18 protein-coding genes are annotated in these 19,893 nt (G+C 46.0%); 13 read left to right on the plus strand and 5 right to left on the minus strand.

All coding sequences use genetic code 11. The features are described from left to right. The first annotated feature begins 19 nt into the window (after positions 1-19). From JOC27_RS01550 to JOC27_RS01560, 3 genes are read left to right on the plus strand one after another with little or no spacing between them, the layout of a single operon-like run. Complete coding sequence (locus JOC27_RS01550; RefSeq protein WP_415641006.1) at positions 20-820, plus strand: putative hydro-lyase; 801 nt, start codon at positions 20-22, stop codon at positions 818-820. Between the two features lie 26 nt (positions 821-846). After that, on the plus strand, positions 847-1,572 hold the full coding sequence (gene pxpB, locus JOC27_RS01555; RefSeq protein WP_338062754.1) for a 5-oxoprolinase subunit PxpB: 726 nt from the start codon (positions 847-849) through the stop codon (positions 1,570-1,572). Beyond that, positions 1,569-2,564 (plus strand): 5-oxoprolinase subunit C family protein, encoded by a 996-nt coding sequence (locus tag JOC27_RS01560; protein ID WP_205005236.1) that lies wholly within the window; start codon positions 1,569-1,571, stop codon positions 2,562-2,564. The genes pxpB and JOC27_RS01560 overlap by 4 nt, the downstream gene beginning before the upstream one ends. A gap of 69 nt (positions 2,565-2,633) precedes the next feature. Here JOC27_RS01560 and JOC27_RS01565 read toward each other — a convergent pair whose 3' ends face one another. After that, entirely contained in the window at positions 2,634-2,942 is a 309-nt protein-coding gene (locus JOC27_RS01565) for a hypothetical protein (protein WP_205005237.1), read from the minus strand. A gap of 162 nt (positions 2,943-3,104) precedes the next feature. On the opposite strand from JOC27_RS01565, the gene JOC27_RS01570 reads away from it, so the two are divergent. From JOC27_RS01570 to JOC27_RS01610, 9 genes are all read left to right on the plus strand, one after another. Next, the gene (locus tag JOC27_RS01570) at positions 3,105-3,902 is read left to right on the plus strand and encodes a 2-amino-3,7-dideoxy-D-threo-hept-6-ulosonate synthase (protein ID WP_205005238.1); all 798 of its coding nucleotides are present in this window, start codon (positions 3,105-3,107) and stop codon (positions 3,900-3,902) included. Between the two features lie 20 nt (positions 3,903-3,922). Further along, positions 3,923-5,074, plus strand: coding sequence for a 3-dehydroquinate synthase II domain-containing protein (locus JOC27_RS01575; RefSeq protein ID WP_205005239.1), 1,152 nt, complete (start codon positions 3,923-3,925; stop codon positions 5,072-5,074). Positions 5,075-5,758: 684 nt separating this feature from the next. After that, a complete protein-coding gene (locus JOC27_RS01580; protein WP_205005240.1) occupies positions 5,759-5,992 on the plus strand; it encodes a transcriptional regulator SplA domain-containing protein in 234 nt (77 codons plus the stop codon). 37 nt (positions 5,993-6,029) lie between these two features. Then, the gene (splB, locus tag JOC27_RS01585) at positions 6,030-7,058 is read left to right on the plus strand and encodes a spore photoproduct lyase (protein WP_205005241.1); all 1,029 of its coding nucleotides are present in this window, start codon (positions 6,030-6,032) and stop codon (positions 7,056-7,058) included. A 140-nt stretch (positions 7,059-7,198) separates the two neighbouring features. Further along, complete coding sequence (locus tag JOC27_RS01590; protein ID WP_205005242.1) at positions 7,199-8,542, plus strand: C1 family peptidase; 1,344 nt, start codon at positions 7,199-7,201, stop codon at positions 8,540-8,542. Between the two features lie 479 nt (positions 8,543-9,021). Continuing rightward, positions 9,022-11,334 (plus strand): GW domain-containing glycosaminoglycan-binding protein, encoded by a 2,313-nt coding sequence (locus tag JOC27_RS01595; RefSeq protein WP_205005243.1) that lies wholly within the window; start codon positions 9,022-9,024, stop codon positions 11,332-11,334. Between the two features lie 328 nt (positions 11,335-11,662). Next, positions 11,663-12,697 (plus strand): AI-2E family transporter, encoded by a 1,035-nt coding sequence (locus tag JOC27_RS01600; protein WP_205005244.1) that lies wholly within the window; start codon positions 11,663-11,665, stop codon positions 12,695-12,697. Positions 12,698-12,767: 70 nt separating this feature from the next. Then, the gene (gene rlmN, locus JOC27_RS01605; protein ID WP_205005245.1) at positions 12,768-13,847 is read left to right on the plus strand and encodes a dual-specificity RNA methyltransferase RlmN; all 1,080 of its coding nucleotides are present in this window, start codon (positions 12,768-12,770) and stop codon (positions 13,845-13,847) included. Positions 13,848-13,850: 3 nt separating this feature from the next. After that, the gene (locus JOC27_RS01610) at positions 13,851-14,009 is read left to right on the plus strand and encodes a hypothetical protein (protein WP_205005246.1); all 159 of its coding nucleotides are present in this window, start codon (positions 13,851-13,853) and stop codon (positions 14,007-14,009) included. Positions 14,010-14,262: 253 nt separating this feature from the next. Here the strand turns inward: JOC27_RS01610 and JOC27_RS01615 are convergent, their stop codons facing one another. After that, positions 14,263-15,450: an MGDG synthase family glycosyltransferase gene (locus JOC27_RS01615; protein ID WP_205005247.1), complete on the minus strand. Its 1,188-nt coding sequence runs from the start codon at positions 15,448-15,450 to the stop codon at positions 14,263-14,265. Between the two features lie 176 nt (positions 15,451-15,626). Here JOC27_RS01615 and JOC27_RS01620 point away from each other — a divergent pair, with 176 nt between their 5' ends. Further along, positions 15,627-17,039 (plus strand): MFS transporter, encoded by a 1,413-nt coding sequence (locus tag JOC27_RS01620; protein WP_205005248.1) that lies wholly within the window; start codon positions 15,627-15,629, stop codon positions 17,037-17,039. A gap of 106 nt (positions 17,040-17,145) precedes the next feature. Here the strand turns inward: JOC27_RS01620 and JOC27_RS01625 are convergent, their stop codons facing one another. The 3 genes from JOC27_RS01625 to pepT form a co-directional block, all read right to left on the minus strand. Then, the gene (locus JOC27_RS01625; RefSeq protein WP_205005249.1) at positions 17,146-17,676 is read right to left on the minus strand and encodes a hypothetical protein; all 531 of its coding nucleotides are present in this window, start codon (positions 17,674-17,676) and stop codon (positions 17,146-17,148) included. A gap of 2 nt (positions 17,677-17,678) precedes the next feature. Then, complete coding sequence (locus JOC27_RS01630) at positions 17,679-18,326, minus strand: DUF2306 domain-containing protein (protein WP_205005250.1); 648 nt, start codon at positions 18,324-18,326, stop codon at positions 17,679-17,681. Positions 18,327-18,480: 154 nt separating this feature from the next. Continuing rightward, positions 18,481-19,713: a peptidase T gene (gene pepT, locus JOC27_RS01635; RefSeq protein WP_205005251.1), complete on the minus strand. Its 1,233-nt coding sequence runs from the start codon at positions 19,711-19,713 to the stop codon at positions 18,481-18,483. Positions 19,714-19,893: the final 180 nt, after the last annotated feature.

Genomic DNA, 19,893 nt, shown 5'->3' on the forward strand with positions numbered 1-19,893 from the left:
CCCCTAAGGAGGAATGGTAATGGTTGAGGAAATGCCCCTGCTTTCCCAGCAGACACCAGCCGAGGTTCGGCAAATGATTCGAAATGGTAAGTGGACAAAGCAAACGAGCGGCCTGGCAAATGGCTACACACAGGCCAATCTTGTCATTCTGCCCCAGAAATATGCTTATGATTTTCTGCTCTTTTGTCAAAGAAATCCGCGTCCCTGTCCGCTCTTGGAAGTGCTCGATGCCGGAAGTCCCTTTCTGCGTGAACTGGCACCGGGGGCTGATATTCGCATGGATGTTCCAAAATACCGCATTTATAAAGCGGGTCAATTAATTGAAGAAACGGCTAACATCACTGATCTCTGGCGGGATGATTTTGTCACGTTTTTGATTGGCTGCAGCTTCAGTTTTGAGGAGAGTTTGCTCGAGAACGGTCTGCCTGTTCGTCATATTGAGCAAGAAACCAATGTGCCGATGTACCGCACATCGATACAGTGCCACGCTGCAGGTGTTTTCAGCGGTCCGCTTGTCGTCAGTATGCGGCCGATGACGCCCAGTCAGGCGATCCGCGCTGTTCAGCTGACAAGCCGCTTCCCTTCGGTTCATGGGGCACCGATTCATATCGGAGATCCAACGGCCATCGGCATTAAGAATTTATCACATCCGGATTTTGGTGAATCGGCAGCTGTTCATGAAGATGAGATTCCGGTTTTTTGGGCTTGCGGGGTCACACCACAAGCAGCGGTCATGGCCTCAAAACCGGAGATTGCGATTACGCATGCACCGGGATGTATGCTCGTCACAGATCAAAAAAACAGTACATTCAGTGTTTGACATTTTGTAGATTTTGAAAAGGAGAGGTGGATTTGGCTATCATTCCATTTGGCGAGCAGGCGGTGCGTGTCATTTTCGGCGACCGGATTGACCCGTCCATTCAAGCACAAATCAGTCGTTTTCTTCGTTATTTCGACCGCCTGCCTTTTCCTGGTTTTATTGAATATGTTCCAGCCTATACCAATATTGCTTTTTATTATGACCCGCAAAAGGTGCTTGTTGGTGTCCACGGCGGACAAACAGCGCAACAGACGGTGATCGATTATTTGGAAGCTTGTTACACGGCAATGGACAGGGAGCCTTGCGCAGACGAACGGATCGAGAGGCGAACCGTACGTATTCCTGTGTGCTACGGTGGTGCGTTTGGACCGGATTTAGACGTTGTCGCCTCCTATCATCAGATGAGTACGGAAGAAGTTATCAGACGGCATACTGCGCCGGAGTATTTGGTCTATATGCTCGGCTTTGCACCAGGATTTCCGTTTCTCGGCGGTTTGCCAGAAGAGCTGGCGACCCCCCGCCGCGAATCGCCGCGGCTGAAGATTGCCGCTGGATCCGTCGGCATTGCGGGGCGGCAGACAGGAGCCTACCCGCTTCAGTCGCCAGGCGGCTGGCAAATTATCGGTCGCACGCCGACCCAGCTTTTTACTCCAGACGGTCAATCGCCAACACTGCTTCATGCAGGAGACCTCGTCCGTTTTGAGTCGATCACCGAGGAACAGTTTCTGGCACAGAAAGGCGGCCAGCTATGAGTTTTACAGTCATCAATAAGGGATTTTCGGCGGCTATTCAAGATCTCGGTCGCCCCGGTTACCAGCGCTTCGGGGTTATTGTCGGGGGTGTGATGGATGCGCCATCAGCGAAATTGGCCAATTGGCTGGTCGGTAATAACAGGGGCGCAGCGGTTATCGAGTTTTCTTATCTCGGACCGGCTGTTCGCTTTGAACAAGAGACGTTGTTTGCGATCACCGGCGCTCTATGCCAGCCACGGCTCGACGAGCGAGCGATCGGCTGCGGCCGCCCTGTCGTTGCTCATCCAGGGCAGATTCTGCAAGTTGGCGGTGTTTCCTCTGGATCAAGAGGTTATATTGCTTTTGCCGGTGGAATGGATACGCCGCCGTGGCTTGGCAGCCGTTCCACTTATGAACGAGCCGGGCAAGGCGGCTGGCACGGTCGCAGTCTCCGCGAACAGGATTCAGTACCGGTGGGCCGACTCACTGATTTTCAGCAGCGTTTACTACATAAATTGGCAGCTAGCACCACGGATTGCAACTGGTTCGCCTCGCTTCGCCGCGCGTATAAACGCCCAGCGGTTATCCGCGTGATGCGTGATGTGCATTGGCCGCTTTTTACCGAGCAATCGAGGACTGCTTTTCTAGAGACGGACTATCAGGTGACGCGCGCATCGGATCGCATGGGGTATCGACTTGAAGGGATGTCGATCCAGTTGCAACAGAAGCGTGATATATATTCAGAAGCTGTTGCTTTCGGTTCAATTCAAGTCCCGCCAAACGGGCAACCGATTATTTTAATGGCTGATCACCAGTCAACCGGTGGTTATCCGCGCATCGCCCATGTGGCAGCTGTGGATCTACCTTTGCTTGGACAACTGCCACCGGGCAGCCGGATGCACTTTTGCGAACTTGCTGTCGACCAAGCAGAGCGCTTGTTGCTTGAGCAGATGGAGGAACTGGATGGATTACAGAAGTATGTGCGCAAGAAGCTGACGCTGCTCATTGAGTAATAATGAGTACACGGACGTCAGATGTCACTGCATGATGACTTGACGAAATATCATGATATTTTAAAAAAGTTAGACATTTTTATTGACAGCACTTTTGGAATTTGATATAAATAAAGTCACCCACTTACAATAAAGGGAGTTTAGACGATGAGCAGCAGCCAGAGGCTTCAGAGCAAGAGCCAGCTGAATAGCTTTTATTACTATTTTGGGTTTTTTCGTTAGTGTTTGCATTCGCAGTATGGATGCAAACACGTCGTCAGATGTATTTGCATCCATACGGAAAACCTGAAGTAGTGCTTCTACTTGGAAAAAATGACCGTATGGACGAATCGAACAGTCCGTGCGGTCTTTCATTTTACCGGCATTTTTTTGAATCACCCGCGGCTGCTCGATGCTACGGGTGATTTTTTTCAAAAGTTAAGATTGGATACAAATTTGGAGCGAAAAAGTGAAGGAGGCGGTGTTTGTCGACCTTTTGCAGACGTGGAACAGATTAAAGAGCAAAAATAATCAATCCTATTATCGGAGGTGGCATAATAAATGGATGGGAAACAATTAAGAATGAATCGGCTTTTCGCAGAAGATAAAAAAATGGTGATGATTCCGATGGATCATGGAATTACACTTGGACCTATCAGAGGAATCGAAAACATCGATCAAGCTGTTGCAGCAATCGATCAGGCTGCTGTGGACAGTTTTGTGCTCCATAAAGGCATGGTTAAAAGCATCAGCCAATCACCGAAAGCTTCACTGATTGTGCACCTGAGTGCTTCGACGGAATTGGGGCCGCAACCGCTGCGCAAAGTACAGGTATGCACGGTTGAAGAGGCGCTCCGGCTTGGCGCGGATGCTGTGAGCACACATATTAATTTCGGATCCGAATATGAAGCTGAGCAGATTGTCGACACGGCTGAGGTAGCTGAAGCATGTGATCGTTGGGGAATGCCGCTGCTTGTCATGGCTTACGTCAGAGGCGAAAATATTGATGCAGCAGACGTGAAGAAAACGGCTCACGCCGTGCGAATCGCCGCCGAACTTGGTGCCGATATCGTCAAAACGAGTTTTCCAGAAAACGCTGAATCGATGCATGAAATCGTATCGGCAACTTCCTTACCGACACTAGTTGCCGGCGGCGGAAAGGTTGATGACGCGCTCAATCTGTTTCGAATGATTGAAAAAGCGATTCAGGCTGGGTGTGCAGGGGTGTCGATTGGCAGAAATGTTTTCAGTCATCGCTATCCGCGGGAGATCGCGCAGCAGTTGGTCCGCATCGTGCATCATTCAGTAGGTGCCGAGTCCGCTTATGAAGCCTTAACGAAAGTATTTGAAAATGCCTAAACAGATAAGGAGAATCATTGATGACAACAACAGCGAAAACCGATGAAACGAAATTTGCTTGGTACGATATGAGAAAAATGGCTCGTGAAAATATTCCGGAGCTCGTCGATACGCTCACGCAATTTCATTATTCAGCTGCAATTGTCACGCCGGCGCAGGCGAAGCAAATCCCTTCTACCCTTGAGAAAATAGGCTTGTTTGAAAACGGGAGCGATTTGCAGGCAATCAAAAAAGATGAAATGGCGTTTGACAGGATTGTATTGGAGAAAGATCTATTTGATCAATTGACAGAGAGTGGTGTGAAATTGAGCCAACCGCTCGGTATTTATTGTCGTGTGACGGATCGAGCATCGCTTGACGATGCTTGCCGCTTCCTGTCCAGAAGTCCGCTTTTGATTGTCGATTTTAAAGATGAAACAAAGATTCCGTTGGAACAGGTGCTTGCCGAGGCGCAGCACCAAGAGAAAGACGTACAAGTTATCACCAAAGTGGCCGACGGTGTGGACAGTGAAGTTGTTTTCGGCGTGCTTGAAAAAGGCAGCAATGGGGTTCTGTTCAGCAGTTCCAGTATAGAAGAAATTATCAAAGTTGGGCAGGCCATTCAGTCCGCTAAGAAACAGCTTAAGCAGGAGTTGACCACTTTGACGGTGACTGATGTACGTCATCTCGGAATGGGTGAACGTGTCTGTATTGATACGTGCAGTTACCTCGGAACAGATGAAGGTATGCTGGTCGGCAGTTTTTCCGATGGCGGTATTCTCGTTTGCAGCGAAACGCATAAGCTGCAGTATTTGCCGCTCCGGCCTTTTCGCGTGAATGCGGGCGCGCTCCACTCTTATGTGATGGGCGCGAATGATCGCACCGCTTATTTATCCGATTTGACAGCGGGTATGGAATTGATTGCGATCAAAACGGACGGCAGCGCAAGGCGAGTGCCGATCGGACGAATTAAAATGGAAACGCGGCCGCTCATTCAGATTACAGCAGAGTCTGCAAGCGGGCAGGTCGTAAAAACGGTGCTGCAAGAAGATTGGCATGTGCGTGTGTTCGGCGCGAGCGGTGAAGCCTGCAACGTAACGACTGTGAAAGCCGGCGATAAGTTGCTCGGTTATGCCGCGCGTCCAGGCAGGCATCTCGGCATTCCCGTGGATGAGTGGATTATTGAAAAATAAATAGCAAATCGTGCGGATTGATGCGCGATCGGTTGGGATTTTGACGTTAGCTGCGATCAGCTAACGTCTTTTTTTAGTGCGCCCGGCATGGGTGACAGCTAGGCGGTGAAAGTCCGCTACAGGCTTGGCAGTAGGAACTGTTAGCTGAGGACAAGGGTGTCTGCCGCGAGGCAGAATACTACTATGCGATTGATGCGATGAAAACATTTCTAATAAGAACGAAGCAATGGCTCAACCATCGTCTTCGCCAACTTATATGGAAACGATGAAAATCTGTTCGTACGCGTTACAGACAACTCAGACGATTTGGCATTGACCATGATGAAGCCCTGAAACGAGCGGGCAGTCGGAAAAAGTATTGGCGTCTCTCGCATAGTGAAACCCTTCATCGTGCTATTCAAAACAAAATACTCATACGATGGGGCATTAAAGATTGGTTGCCTCAGTATGCGCGTATGCGTGTAAATTATGGAACCGCCGTGTACGGAACCGTACGCACGGTGGTGTGAGAGGTCGGAAGCGGAAGGCTTCCGCCTACTCGATTCGTGTGTATCTGGGCCTGTGGTTGGCGCAGGCGCGAAACGCCTGCGGCAAGCGAGCAGCCGAAGCGTTCCGATTGGACGGGATAGCTTTCATCCAGCATGGAAATAATGAAACTAAGATGTGTTGGAGGAGGGTTGAAGTATGAAAAAGAATCAGATTCAGTCAGGCGATCACGTTTACGTGATTTGTCGCAACCCACATGCAGCCAGTGTCGCGATGATTCAGGAAGCGGAAGTGATCGAAAACCCGGAAAAGAACGGCGACAAAGCACTTTTACTCAATGACTTCTGCTACGAATTCGCCGAAGATGATGCGGTATTCCCGACGTTTGAAGAAGCGCAGCTGATATATAAGCAGATTTATGACGAAGACTGATTGATCAATTTCAAGGAAGAAAAGAGCGAAAACGGCAATGGTCAAACCGTTTGTTCCACAGTTAGTTTATATTGAACCGCGCGCGCGTACCTATCCGCTCGGGCGTCAATTGGAGAAAAAGTTTACAGAAATGGGAATCGAGATTCGCGAGACGACGTCGCACAACCAAGTACGAAATATTCCCGGGTCCAATGATTTCCAAAAATACCGCAACGCGAAAGCGACACTCGTGATCGGTGTCCGTAAAACGCTCGACTTTCAGAGTTCCAAGCCCTCAGCGGAATATGCACTGCCGCTTTCAACCGGTTGCATGGGGCATTGCCATTATTGTTATTTGCAGACCACAATGGGTTCGAAACCTTATCTTCGCACCTATGTTAACGTGGATGAGATTCTTGACCGGGCTGACGATTATATGCAAGCGCGTCTGCCAGAACTGACTCGTTTTGAAGCCTCCTGTACTTCGGATGTCGTCGGCCTCGATCACTTGACCCACACGCTGAAACGGACGATTGAATTTTTTGGTGAACGAGAACATGGCGAATTGCGTTTTGTGACAAAATTTGCCCATGTGGATCATCTATTGGATGCACGTCATAATGGGCGAACGCGATTCCGTTTTAGTCTAAATGATGATTATGTCATTAAAAATTTCGAGGCAGGCACATCCAATCTAGAGGAACGGATTGGGGCAGCGCGAAAAGTTGCCGATGCAGGCTATCCGCTTGGCTTTATAATTGCTCCGGCCTATATTCATGACGGATGGCAGGAGGGTTATAAGCGTCTGTTTGAAATTCTTCGTGAACAACTGCCTGCATCTTTTGTTAAGCCACTTACTTTTGAATTAATCCAGCACCGCTATACGTTACCGGCAAAGCGGATTATTGAAAAAAACTACCCGAAATCAAAATTACGAATGGAGGAGGCCGATCGCCGCTATAAATGGGGAAGGTATGGGATTGGTAAATATATTTATAAAACAGAAGATGAATATCTTTTGCAGGAGACGCTTGAAGGCTATATTCATCAGTATTTTCCTAAGGCCGAACTTTTATATTTCACATAACCAAACGAAATAAATGAGACGCAACGGATGGATGGGGCGCCCATAAGTGCACACGGTCAGAACTTCCTCCACAACTTTACGAAGCCTATTCTATAAGAATATAATGAACTTTGGAATGGTAAATTGGGGAGGAATAAGAAGTGGCAAAAGAGATTACTAATGGCATGCTCGAGAAATACTCGGGGAAAATTCAAGCAAAGCCGAAGAATAAGCTAATCAAAGATGCAATGATGAAAAACGGCATCCGTGCTGCTTCACTGAACGGCGATGCACAAGTCTCTATGAATCCCGTATTCTCTGAAGATATTGAAACAGGTAAGGTTGCGGATCAAAAACAAAGTGGCCGCTGCTGGATGTTTGCGGCGCTGAACACATTCCGCCACAAAATGAACGCGACCTTTGATTTGAAAGATTTCGAATTGTCTCAGAACTACACGCTGTTCTGGGATAAATTCGAAAAGGCCAATTATTTCTTTGAAAGCATCATTAAGACTGCAGACGAGCCGCTCGACGGGCGCCTTGTTTCCTGGCTACTCGACACCCCGCAACAAGACGGTGGACAATGGGATATGCTTGTCGCTCTGATTGAAAAATACGGCGTTGTTCCGAAACAGGTAATGCCGGAAACTTATCAAAGCAGCCATACAATGGAATTAAATAAATTATTGAATGCCAAATTGCGTGAAGACGCGGCTGTGTTGCGCGCGCTTAATGAAAAGGGTAAGAGCAAGTCTGAACTCGAGGAAGAAAAAGAGAAGATGCTAGAGACGATCTACAAACTGCTGGCCTTCTCGCTTGGTGAACCACCGAAGACCTTTGATTTCGAGTATCGGGATGAAGATAAGAAAGAATTCCACCGGGAACTGGGCATCACGCCGCAGGATTTCTATACGAAATATGTCGGCTTGAATCTTGACGACTATGTAAGCATTATCAATGCACCGACAGCAGATAAACCATTCAATAAGACATACACGGTGCAGTTCTTAGGAACGGTTGTCGGCGGTCGTCCGATCAAATATTTGAATGTGGACATGGAAACACTGAAAAAACTGACCATCAGTCAAATCCAAGATAACGAATCTGTTTGGTTCGGCTGCGACGTCACTCAGTATTCCGACAGTAAGCTTGGCATCATGGATAAGGCGCTTTATGATTTCGACACGGCGTTCAGCACGGAATTCGGCCTGAGCAAAGCCCAGCGACTGGATTATAAGGATAGCTGCCTGACGCATGCGATGGTATTAACGGGCGTGAACCTGGTTGACGGCAAGGCGAATCGCTGGAAGGTCGAGAACAGCTGGGGTGAAAAAGTCGGCACGAAAGGTTATTTCGTGATGAGTGACGCTTGGATGGATGAATTTACTTATCAGGTCGTAATCAATAAGAAATATCTTTCTGACGTGCTCAAAGCGGCATTAGACCAGAAACCAACGGAACTGAAACCTTGGGATCCAATGGGTGCTCTGGCTCGAATGAACTAATTGATTAGCAGTATTTAACAATAAATCATAAAAAAGATCGTTGGCAGAAGCTGGCGATCTTTTTTTAGAATTTGGCCCTGTTAAAGTCTGTTGTTGTTATTAATCACTTATTGGCCATGTGTTCGCTTGCCGCGGGCGTACCGCGAGCCTCCTCGAACAGGCAATAATCTGCGGGGTCTCTCTGGCACGGTTCCCGCAGGCGTCTCACACATTGCCTTTTTGTCATAAAAATCAACATAAAATTTTAACAGGGCCTAGAATTTAAGGCGTCATTACTTAAAGAAACAATTGGAAATAAATAGATAAATTCTGTTGTTCTCAATCTTTTATAGGACTATACTTACTCATATAATAACTTTGTAATTTTTTTGACACTGTTTCATTTAATCCCCAGGTATAAGCATTTATTTTTTTCCCCATTTCATTGTCATTATGTGTTTTTTAGCTTTTAATTCATAGGAAAGGAGCACTATTTTCAATTGAAACGTTTTTCACCTTTGAAGTTTGTTTCATCGTTGGTTGTATTCTTACTACTTGTTTCTCTCTTTTCCTATTATTCTGCTGACGCGCAGTCAAAACGTACCTATTATGTGCACCGGACATCGAAACTCTATGCATCTGCTTCATCCGGGAATTACATCCGCTATGTGCCAGTGAACGCTAAGCTGTCGACGGCAAGCAAGAAAAGCAGCAAACGCTATAGGGTCACCTATAACGGTCAGACGGGCTACGTGTATCGCGTTAATTTATCCGCGCGCCGCACAACGGTCAACCGTTATATTGCTAAGACTTCCTACCTGTATACGAGCAGAGACACATCAAAATCACGTATTCAGAAAATTGCTGTCGATAAAAGTCTGACAACAGACAGCAATCTGAACAGCACGATGTATCATGTGAACTATAAGGGAAGGCGCGGTTATGTTTATCGAGTGAATTTGTCGACAGGTAAAACCCCGGTAACAAAATTTGTGGTAAAAACATCAAGAATCTATAAAAATTACAGCCACACTAAAAGATATGCAACAACAATCCCAACGCAAACGCAGTTAACCACAACCAGCCCCCAGTCCAACCGAATGTTTTGGATTAGCTATAGGGGGATTCGTGGCTATGTCTACGCGTCCAATTTAGGGAGCAATCAGCAATACTATAACAACACGATCCCTTCTGGTGCCACGGGATACATAGCCGCCGGTGGCAATCATGGAATCTGGAGCAAGCCCTATGGACTTTATGGCGCCTCGGATATTGGAAAGGCTGCTGATTATGTCAATGTGCCTTTATCAATTAAACAAGAATCAAAAGTCGGCAGCACCGTATGGATCCAGATTGCGTATAATGGACGGATTTTAGGTTGGGTACATAAGGATATCGTTCAGGATGTCTCGCCGCATCTGTCGTTTGCTAATGTTAAACCGGATAATATTAATAATAATATTTATAATGCCCCTAGTGGGAAGGCTATTGCTAATTTAGTCCCATATGCACAGTTGAAATTGAAGATTGATTATATTTCAAATGACGGTCAGTGGGTACATATTCGCAAATATACAGCTGGAACAAGTTTAGGTTGGGTGCCTGTCTCTAATCTTGATGTAGAGAATGCGGCAGGCAAACAAGGTAATATCATTAATGTTAATTATTCAGCATCGATCACAGATAGTGAGGGCCCTGTGTTTGATGACTCGGTAAATTTTCGGGGCTACTTGAACCAGTTTCAAAATGGAAATTCAGGTTTTATTGTGACAAAGGAAAAAATGGTTGGGAACGAAGAAATGTACAACCTTTCGCAAAATGGCCAATCGATTGGTTGGGTGCGTAGCAATACGATCCACGTAGTGAAACCAGGACTCACGGACAAGGATTATGTTTTCTCGCTCATTCCTGACAATATTTACAATGGAACAGGTGACGGACTTTCCGCTGATACAAACGCGAAAATAAATGAACTTGGGCTTTATAACGGGCACATGCTTGAGATTGTCAAACAGAGCGGTGATTACTCGTTTATTAAGTATAATGATTGGTATGACACGGACGGCAATGATATCGATTTAGGCTGGGTAAAAACAAACGACTTAAGCCAGCTCCCGAACCATACGGCCCAATTCCAAAATGTTTTCAGCACGGGTGGGGGAAATCAACAAGGATTGGCTTATAATTCGGATAAAGGCATCTATTATGTCGGCTATGATACCGGAAATGGCTACGGAAAGATCGTTCCGTACGTGAAAAACGGGTATGGACAATACACGCCCGACAATAATCACGTGGTCGAAGACAAATTCGGACATGCCTGCGCATTAAGTTATAACCCATATGATGGTATGTTGTATGAGGTGAGCAGTGCAGGACCTGATCCGGTTCTCTATACGATTGATCCGGACAGCATGAGGGTGACGTCTACTGTAATAAAGGACATGCCGTATGTGTCGATGATGACGGTTAAAGATAAGGATACGCTGATTATGCTCACACAAGCGAGCGGTAGCGATGCATTCAGTGAATATTCTATAACCAACAAAAAGTACACAGATCCACATGCTCATAAAATTAAAAATATGGGTGTTGTTCAGGGCATGCAATACGATCAGTCGAACCATAAACTGTATTATCTGGCTAATAATTATGTAGCCGTGCTTGATGACGCGTATCAGTTGCTGCCTAACGATATTTTCCACTTTTCGATCCCGTCAGGTGGTCCGGCACAAGAAAGTGAAGGACTTACAATTGCGAATGAGAAGTTAACTATTGGGTTTGGCAACCACCAAATTTTTCAACAAAAATAAATATTTATTGAAAAGCCGCAGGCATCACAACATGCCTGCGGCTTTTTTGCGATGTACTGCTGGAAATACGCTCATTTCAAACACGAAAGTGCTGGGACACTTGTTCGAGAAGTCGCCCGTTCTGCCCGCGGCAAGCGAGCAGCCGGAGCGCATTTTTACTAAAAGACTTGACCAAGCCAAGTTTTTTTGTTCAAAGACCTATTTTGTGTTCCGTGCTCGAATACCTTTGCATAACGGATCGAAAACCTCTAGAATAAAAATAGATTTGTCGTAGGAGTGCTAGAGAAATAGAGTGACGAAACAGAAAAAGGGTGGGGAATGTCAAGCGATGAGCGTACTTCTTAATTATTTGAAAAAACAATCGGTCAGGCGTGTGTTGATTTTCGCCTTGCTGATTTTCATTGTGTATTTGCTTCGCAGCATGATTGACTTACTTCTGCTGACCTTTATTTTTTCATTTTTGATTGATCGATTGGAAACCTTTCTGCACCGCAAAATTAAAGTGCCGAGACGACTCGTTGTCATCTTGCTGTATTGCCTGATCGGTGTAGGACTTTACGCGATGATCACCATTTATATTCCGATTATTGCCGAGCAGACGGTTCAACTATTTGATTCAGTGATGAAATCACTGAAGAGCCTGCATGGTTCTGTTCTAATGAATGCGATCACCGATCAAATCAAAAAATATAATGTTGACAGCTATCTGAAATCCGGAGTTAAATTCGTCATTGATTCCTTTTCGTCCTTCAGCTCCTTTGCGATTGATCTTTTCCTGGCTCTGTTGCTCAGTTTATTTTTTTCACTGGAAAAGGACCGGCTTATTGAATTCACCAAGGGATTCAAGACGAGTAAAATTGGTTTTTTCTATAATGAAGTAGCCTTCTTCGCTTCTCGCTTTGCCGAAACATTTGGCAAAGTACTTGAAGCGCAGTTTATGATTGCTATTGTGAATACCATTTTGACCACGATTGTGCTTGCTGTACTTCACTTCCCGCAATTATTCAGCATGGTCATCCTGATTTTTGTGCTGAGTTTGATTCCAGTGGCGGGTGTGATAATTTCGCTGATTCCGCTCTGCATCATCGGTTATACGATTGGCGGCATTCAAGATGTAATTTATATGGTGCTGACAATTCTAGCGGTGCATATCGTCGAAGCGTATGTGCTGAACCCGAAATTGATGTCGGCAAAAACGGAATTACCGGTTTTCTATACATTTGTTGTTCTCATTTTCTCTGAACATTTCTTTGGCATATGGGGCTTGATTGTCGGTATACCGATTTTTGTTTTCTTAATCGATGTACTGGGTGTGTCCTATAAACGGCCGAAAAAGCTGAGGAAAAAGGAACCCGTTGAATAAGCAGTGCTTGTTGCGGTAAAGGTAAGAAATTGTTAGGATAGAATCACTTGAAAATGAAAGAGGTAAGCGAATGAGTAAACCATCAATCTATGGATTGACGCTGACTGAACTGACTGCCTGGCTGCTCGATCACGGGGAGAAGAAATTCCGCGCGGCACAGATTTGGGACTGGCTGTATGTGAAGCGTGTTGGCGTTTTTGATGCGATGACTAATCTTCCTCAAAAGGGAATTGAACTTCTGAAACAGAATTTTGAAATGGGTACGCTACGTGAGCAGATTCATCAGCAGGCTCAGGACGGCACAACTAAATACCTGTTCCAACTGCTCGATGGCAATCTGATTGAAACCGTATTGATGCCTCATGAATATGGCTTGTCTGTCTGTGTAACCTCGCAAGTTGGCTGCAATATCGGCTGCAGCTTCTGTGCAAGCGGCTTGTTGCGGAAAAACCGCGATCTGACAAGTGGTGAAATGGTTGAGCAGCTGATGATGATTCAGAAAGATCTCGATAGTCAAGGGAAGGGCGAGCGTATTGGCCATGTTGTTGTGATGGGCATTGGTGAACCCTTTGATAATTTTGAACAGGTGGTCGCCTTTCTACGCGTTATTAATGATCAAAAAGGACTGGCAATCGGTGCACGTCACATCACGGTATCGACGAGCGGTATTGTTCCAAAGATCTATGAATTTGCCGATATCGACTGGCAGGTCAATCTGGCAATTTCGCTGCACGCGCCAAATAATGAACTGCGCAGCAGAATTATGAAGATCAATAAGGCTTATCCGATTGAAAAACTTATGGATGCTGTTGACTACTATCTGCAGAAAACGAATCGGAGAATCACCTTTGAATACATTTTGCTGAATGGGATTAATGACCACAAGGAAGAGGCGCTGCAGCTAGCGAAACTTCTTGAAAAGAAGCGACATCTCGCCTATGTCAATTTGATTCCTTATAACCCAGTTGAGGAGCATTCAGAGTATCAGCGCAGCGAGAAGGATTCAGTTATCGCCTTCTACGAGACACTGAAAAAACGCGGCATCAACGCTGTTGTCCGTAAAGAGTTCGGTACAGACATCGACGCGGCCTGTGGGCAGTTGCGCAGCAAACAAATCAAAAAGGAACGCCAGAGAAAAGCGGAAGTTTAAGCGGTGAATGAGATAGAAGCGTATGAAGAGACGGGGGTGCAAACCACGTCTCTTTTATTCAAAGGGCAGAGCGGGCAAGGAAACGGCGACACGCCCGCGGCAAGCGAGCAGCCGGAGCATATTTGTTACAAAAGGGACTTGGCTAAGGCAAGTTTTTCTTAAAAGATAAGAATGTATAAGATTTGCAATAAAAATGCCGCGCAGGTGCGAGACGCCTGCGGGAAAAGCGAGCCAAGTGAGACCCCGCAGATTCTAGCCTGTCTGAGGAGGCTCACGGATCGCCCGCGGCAAGCGAGCAGCCGAAGCGCATTTGTTGAAAAAAGGCTTGGCAAGGCCCATCTTTTCTTAGCAAAAGTCATGATGAATTAAAAAACACCAGCAGCCCAGCTGCTGGTGTTTTGGCATAAATAAATAGTTATGATTCGAAATTAATTTTATTCAACGAGGAAGCATTATGTTCCTGCGCCATGCCGGCCGTTTGCAGTTCTTCTTTAGGAACACTGAGAATGAAGTTGACGATGTTCTCAGGACTCTGTGGATCGACATATTCCTGCTGCGATTTCTTAATTTTCTTAAGCATCGCTACATTATCGTCAAGCAATTCGTTAATTGTCGGCACCAAATCACTCATGGAGTCACAGGTAATGGCTAGATGATACTTCTCAGCAAATCGTGGATTTCCCGCCTCCTGGCCAGGAAGTGCACCGGTAATCACAATTGGTGTATTACAGGAAACGGCTTCCATCATCACATTCGGACTGCTGCGGATGAATGCGATATCGGCGGCTGAAATCAAGTCTTGGATATTTTTCGTGAAGCCATATACCTTGACTTTATCACCATATTTTTTGCCAAGTGTTTTTTGCAGATGGGCCTGTAATTTCTCATTTCTACCCGCTACAATGGTAATATTGAAGCCAAAGTTGTCAATCAAGGTCTTTGCCATTTTGCCCATATTGCCGACACCTTCGCCGCCACTCATAATTAAACAATTGAGCGGTTTATTCGGTGAGTACTGCTCGGTATCCGTAGCGACCGGCTCAGAATGATTGTAAAATCTTGATCGAACCGGAAATCCGAAAACCTTGATTTTGTCTTCAGGAACGCCGAATTCAATGCATTTTTCCTTGGCCTCTTCCGTTGGGCTGATGACGTAATCCGCTCGCGCGTCCGCCCAAAATGGGGTAATGCTGATTAAATCGGCAATCAAGGTGACAAAAGGAATATGAATATCATTTTTTTCAAGAATATTTAACACAGAGCCATTAAAATTCGGATGGACGGTTAGAATGAGATCAGGCTTAACTTTGTCGAGCAGAGCAAGAAATCGAGTCCGAATCTTCATCTCTATCAAATGGTTGACAAAAGGTACCTTGACCGATGTGTAGTCCCAAATGACTTTCCACAGGTTCTCTGAATTTCTGGTGATTGGTCCGTACATTTTGCCGACTTTAAGAAGCGCACTCCCGCCAAGCGAAAAGCCATCGACGACGTGAATCTTCACATCCGGAACAATGTCGAATTTTTCACTCAAAGATTCAGTAATGCTTTTGTGGCCATGGCCCGTGTAATTTGACGATATGATGAGTATGTTTTTGATCATCGAAGATATCCTTTCTCTAACAATTGGACTGACCCGCTAGATAAGCAGTCTCTTCTGTCTAAGTTACATTGTATGATAAACTGGGACAAGAAACAATTTTTTTTCATAAGTTATTGATTAATCGTATCAGAAAGCCCTTGCAGCTGCAACGGCTTTCTCAAGGGAGCCGCTTGCACATGTCTCATCAGAAATTTACAACAATTTACGCCATTTCGGTTTATGTGAGCCTGGCCGCTTTTGACAATATTGTCATTGGCCTGTTCCCACCACTATTCAAGAGCATTTCTCAGGATATGGGTGTAGCTATTTCGTCCATGGGCGTGATTTCCGCGGTCAATATTCTAGCGACATCTTTTTCATCGCTTTTTTGGGGCTATTTGTCAGGCAAATATAATCGAAAGCGGTTAATCATCTTCGGAACAATTATCTGGGTTATCGGTGTTTTCCTGACCTCGATAAGCCAGTCCTATTTGGACTTGATGGTCTATCAAATCATCACAGGTATCGGTCTTGGTTGCGTTGCGTCCATCGGGTTCAGCGCTTTAACCGATTACGTGCCATACCATTCCCGCGGTGTTGTATTGAGTCTCTGGGGGATGTCACAAGGTCTTGGCGGTATTGCTGGTTCACTGCTGGCCTCGATTATTTCAACTTTATCTAATTGGCGCTTTCCATTTGAAATCTTGAGTTTTATTGGACTTTTGTTGATTTTTTTCTACTTTTTTGTAGAAGAACCGAAATTCGGCAGTGCGGAACCGGAATTACAGGCTCTGATTGCCGGTGGCAAAGACTATGTGTATCGGATCACGCTCGATCAGGTGCGTCTGATGATTGCCAAACGCAGCAATCTGCTGCTCTTCCTTCAAGGATTTTTCATGAATATTGCCACAGGCAGTCTGATTTGGCTGCCGACTTTATATATTGCGAAAATTGAAGAATTGGGATACGGGACGAAAATTGCCGTGATTGTTGCGGCGTTTCTGTACGGCATTTTTCAAATCGGTGGGACGCTTTCCTCCTTTTTCGGTTATCTCGGCGACGTGCTTCAGAAGCGTAGCTATAAGGCAAGGGCACTCCTGACAGCCGCTTTGGTACTCATCACGATGCCTTTGTACATTCTATTATTTGTTTTTCCAATTGATAACCTGAGTCTGCCGCATACGACGAATTCTGCCGCTCTGTTTATCAGTCTTGTCGCACAACTGTTTCTCAATCCATGGGTTTTGACCTTGTTTATTATTTCACTGTTTGCATCCGCGGCACAGTCTGCCAATACGCCGAATTGGCTTGCTCTGATAACAGACGTCAATCTTCCGGAACATCGCGGGACGGTCTTTAGTATCGCCAACCTGGCTAACAGTTTAGGACGGACAGTCGGCAACCTCGGCATGGGGGCGATTCTTGCTATCGTTTCGATTTACATCCATGATTCAGCCGATTATATACTGACAATGAGCTTACTCCAGCTGCCGTTGATTCCGTCAGCGCTCTGCTATTATTTTATGGCTAAGTATAATGTCCAGGATATCCGTTCCGTGAAACAGACGCTTGGCAAACGAGGAAAAGTTTATTTAAGCGAAAAAAAATAAACCGGCTGTTTGCCGCTTTATTCGAACATTCGCCAGATGAAGCACGAGTGGAAACGCTATTTTTATATTTGTTGCTCTCGCTTCTGTATAAACTTTGCGGGAGCGTTTATTTTCTCTTGTTCTGCCGGTGCGATCTTCTTGCGGCTCGACGGGCGCCGCGGTATTGATCATTTGCAGCGGCGCGCATCTGCTCGGGAAAACGCCAGGTCAGCATGATAACTTTGCCAAAGAGAATGCCGGCTAGCGAGAATAATATCGGGATATATGCCTGGCTTCCAATCAGTACCGTATGCACGTGAAAAGCTTCAAGATACCCATACTTTACGAGATAACGCACGGGGATGGATAGAAGCCAGACGGTTAAAGTCAGCCAGGAACCTCTGACCCACCAAAAACCGTCCGTCTCATAAACCGATGCGTACTTTCCCTGTATGAGACCAATCAGTCCGCCAAGCACGGTACTGATCACGAGTGAAAATGATTCGGGCAGACTGACTCCGGCATTTACGCTGAGGTAAATCGAATAAATGAGAAGGAGAAGCGGGAGGGTGAACAGGCTGCGCTTTAATAGACGTGATTTCAATTGGTGGCGAATCAAGAGCAGTAATAATACAAGAGCAATTAGAATTTCATTCACGCTTACCCCTCCAATCGTTTGGATGGTTGTTGCTTCCACGAAGCCTTATTGAGATAAATTTGTGCCGCCGCAAGATTTAGCAAGAGTGCGAGAACGATGGAAAGGGGAAAAGTGATGGAGAACGGGGCGTGAGAAAGTAGCTGCAAAATGACGAGCAGGACTCTGAACGTGACAAAAACGAAGGTGACTGCGTAGCTGCGAATCATCCATCGCCTGTGCGCGGCAATCTTCTTATTCCGAATATGCAAAATGGCAAGGCCTGTCGTGACGAGCCAGAACAGATCAAGGAACAGAAAAGCAAGGGTAGAGGGAAGGCCGCCGGTTGCGAAGAGCGCAAGATAAGGGACGATGAGGCTATTCAGAAAGACAGAGTAGGCATAGATTCTGCCGAAGAATCGGTGCTGTTTACGTCGACGCTGGCTGAAATGCGTCAGTTGAAAGCCGCCACAAATTAGGGCAAGAATGCCAAGAATAATGTGGGGATAAAAGAAATAGAGCCAAATGGTGTACGGAAATGATCGGTCGCTAAGTTTTGCGGCAACCATTGCCGCTTGATCCGGCCTAAAAACGAAATACTGAATCACAACATAGACAGAAAGAAGCAAGGACAGGGCGTAAATGACAGGCAGAATCACTTTTCTTTGAACCATGGTTCTGTCTCCTCCTTGATTTCTGAGTGGGGAAAATGAAATTGGAAGCGCTGTCTCTATGGTAACATAACGACGCATCGATTGGAATGAATAAAGCCCCCCTGATCCTGGCCATACGGCTAGGATCAGGGGGGCTTATCGACTAAGGCTTTGATTAATTCTGTTCTGCAAATAGTCTAGAGATTTCAACAATCGTTTCCGCAGCCTTAACCATTGTCTGCACGGAGACGTATTCGTATTTGCCGTGGAAGTTCTCGCCACCGGCGAAAAGATTCGGTGTCGGCAGACCCATAAAGGAAATTTGTGCGCCGTCCGTGCCACCACGGATGGGCAGTACCTGAGGTTCGATGCCCAGATTTTTCATCGCTTTATAGGCGATAGCGACGACTTCCTGATGCTCCTCAACCTTTTCCTTCATGTTATAGTACTGGTCATGAAGATCAAGCAGAACCGCGTCTTTGCCGTACTTTTCCTGAAGTTTCTGCGCGAGCTCCGTTACATACTTTTTCTTTGCTTCAAATTTCGCTTTGTCGAAGTCGCGGATGATGTAATTAAGTTTGGTCTGTTCGGCATCGCCGACAAAACTCAGAAGATGATAAAAGCCTTCATAACCTTCTGTTAGCTCCGGCGCTTCTTCGGACGGAATCTGATTCTGGAAATCAATGGCCAATTTAATCGAGTTGACCATCTTGCCCTTCGCGGATCCAGGGTGTACATTGCTGCCTTGGAACGTTAGTTTTGCTTCTGCAGCGTTGAAATTTTCGTATTCCAGACCGCCGAGCGCGCCGCCGTCGATCGTATAGGCTAGTGCGGCATCAAAAGCTTTGACATCGAATTTATGCGGACCACGCCCAATTTCTTCATCAGGAGTAAAGGCCACGCGAATCCGGCCATGCGCCACTTCTGGATGATGGATCAGATAATCCATCGCCGTCATAATTTCGGCAACACCGGCTTTATCATCGGCGCCGAGCAGAGTCGTGCCATCTGTTGTAATCAATGTTTGGCCCTTGTATTTTTTTAAATCAGGGAATACCGATGGGCTGAGGACGACATTTTTTTCTTTATTTAAAAGAATGTCGCCGCCATCATAATTCTCAACGAATTGTGGGTTCACGCCATCACCCGTGAAATCAGTAGCCGTGTCGACGTGTGCCATAAAACCGAGGGTTGGCACATCCTGATCAAGCGTCGCAGGCAATGTGGCCATGACATAGCCGTTGGCGTCGATCGTCACATCGGACATGCCAATCGCTTTCAATTCATTGACTAGCTGATTTAATAAATTCAGTTGCGCCGGTGTGGATGGGCATCCGGAATTCTCGTCGCTCGATTGGGTGTTGATCTTGACATAGGAAATAAAGCGTTTAATTAAATCTTCTTTCAACAGAGGAACCTCCTTAGACTACTATTTACTAATCTTACCACTTCGTGCAGGCTGATGCATCGGTTGTGGAGAAAACGAAAAATCTCCGTTCACGGTACGAAACAGTGAACGGAGTCTTCAATTACGGGTCTTTGCGCAACACGGTCGAGGCTTGTAATATCCCTATTCTTTCCCTCGCGC

Source organism: Sporolactobacillus spathodeae (genome assembly GCF_016908935.1).
Lineage (GTDB): Bacteria > Bacillota > Bacilli > Bacillales > Sporolactobacillaceae > Sporolactobacillus > Sporolactobacillus spathodeae.

Bases quoted from the DNA above. Each gene is read 5' to 3' on its own strand.
- JOC27_RS01620 (WP_205005248.1), top strand. From the start codon at position 15,627: ATGTCTCATCAGAAATTTACAACAATTTACGCCATTTCGGTTTATGTG.
- JOC27_RS01550 (WP_415641006.1), top strand. From the start codon at position 20: ATGGTTGAGGAAATGCCCCTGCTTTCCCAGCAGACACCAGCCGAGGTT.
- splB (WP_205005241.1), top strand. From the start codon at position 6,030: ATGGTCAAACCGTTTGTTCCACAGTTAGTTTATATTGAACCGCGCGCG.
- rlmN (WP_205005245.1), top strand. From the start codon at position 12,768: ATGAGTAAACCATCAATCTATGGATTGACGCTGACTGAACTGACTGCC.
- JOC27_RS01630 (WP_205005250.1), bottom strand. From the start codon at position 18,326: ATGGTTCAAAGAAAAGTGATTCTGCCTGTCATTTACGCCCTGTCCTTG.
- JOC27_RS01570 (WP_205005238.1), top strand. From the start codon at position 3,105: ATGGATGGGAAACAATTAAGAATGAATCGGCTTTTCGCAGAAGATAAA.
- JOC27_RS01580 (WP_205005240.1), top strand. From the start codon at position 5,759: ATGAAAAAGAATCAGATTCAGTCAGGCGATCACGTTTACGTGATTTGT.
- JOC27_RS01615 (WP_205005247.1), bottom strand. From the start codon at position 15,450: ATGATCAAAAACATACTCATCATATCGTCAAATTACACGGGCCATGGC.
- JOC27_RS01600 (WP_205005244.1), top strand. From the start codon at position 11,663: ATGAGCGTACTTCTTAATTATTTGAAAAAACAATCGGTCAGGCGTGTG.
- JOC27_RS01575 (WP_205005239.1), top strand. From the start codon at position 3,923: ATGACAACAACAGCGAAAACCGATGAAACGAAATTTGCTTGGTACGAT.
- JOC27_RS01560 (WP_205005236.1), top strand. From the start codon at position 1,569: ATGAGTTTTACAGTCATCAATAAGGGATTTTCGGCGGCTATTCAAGAT.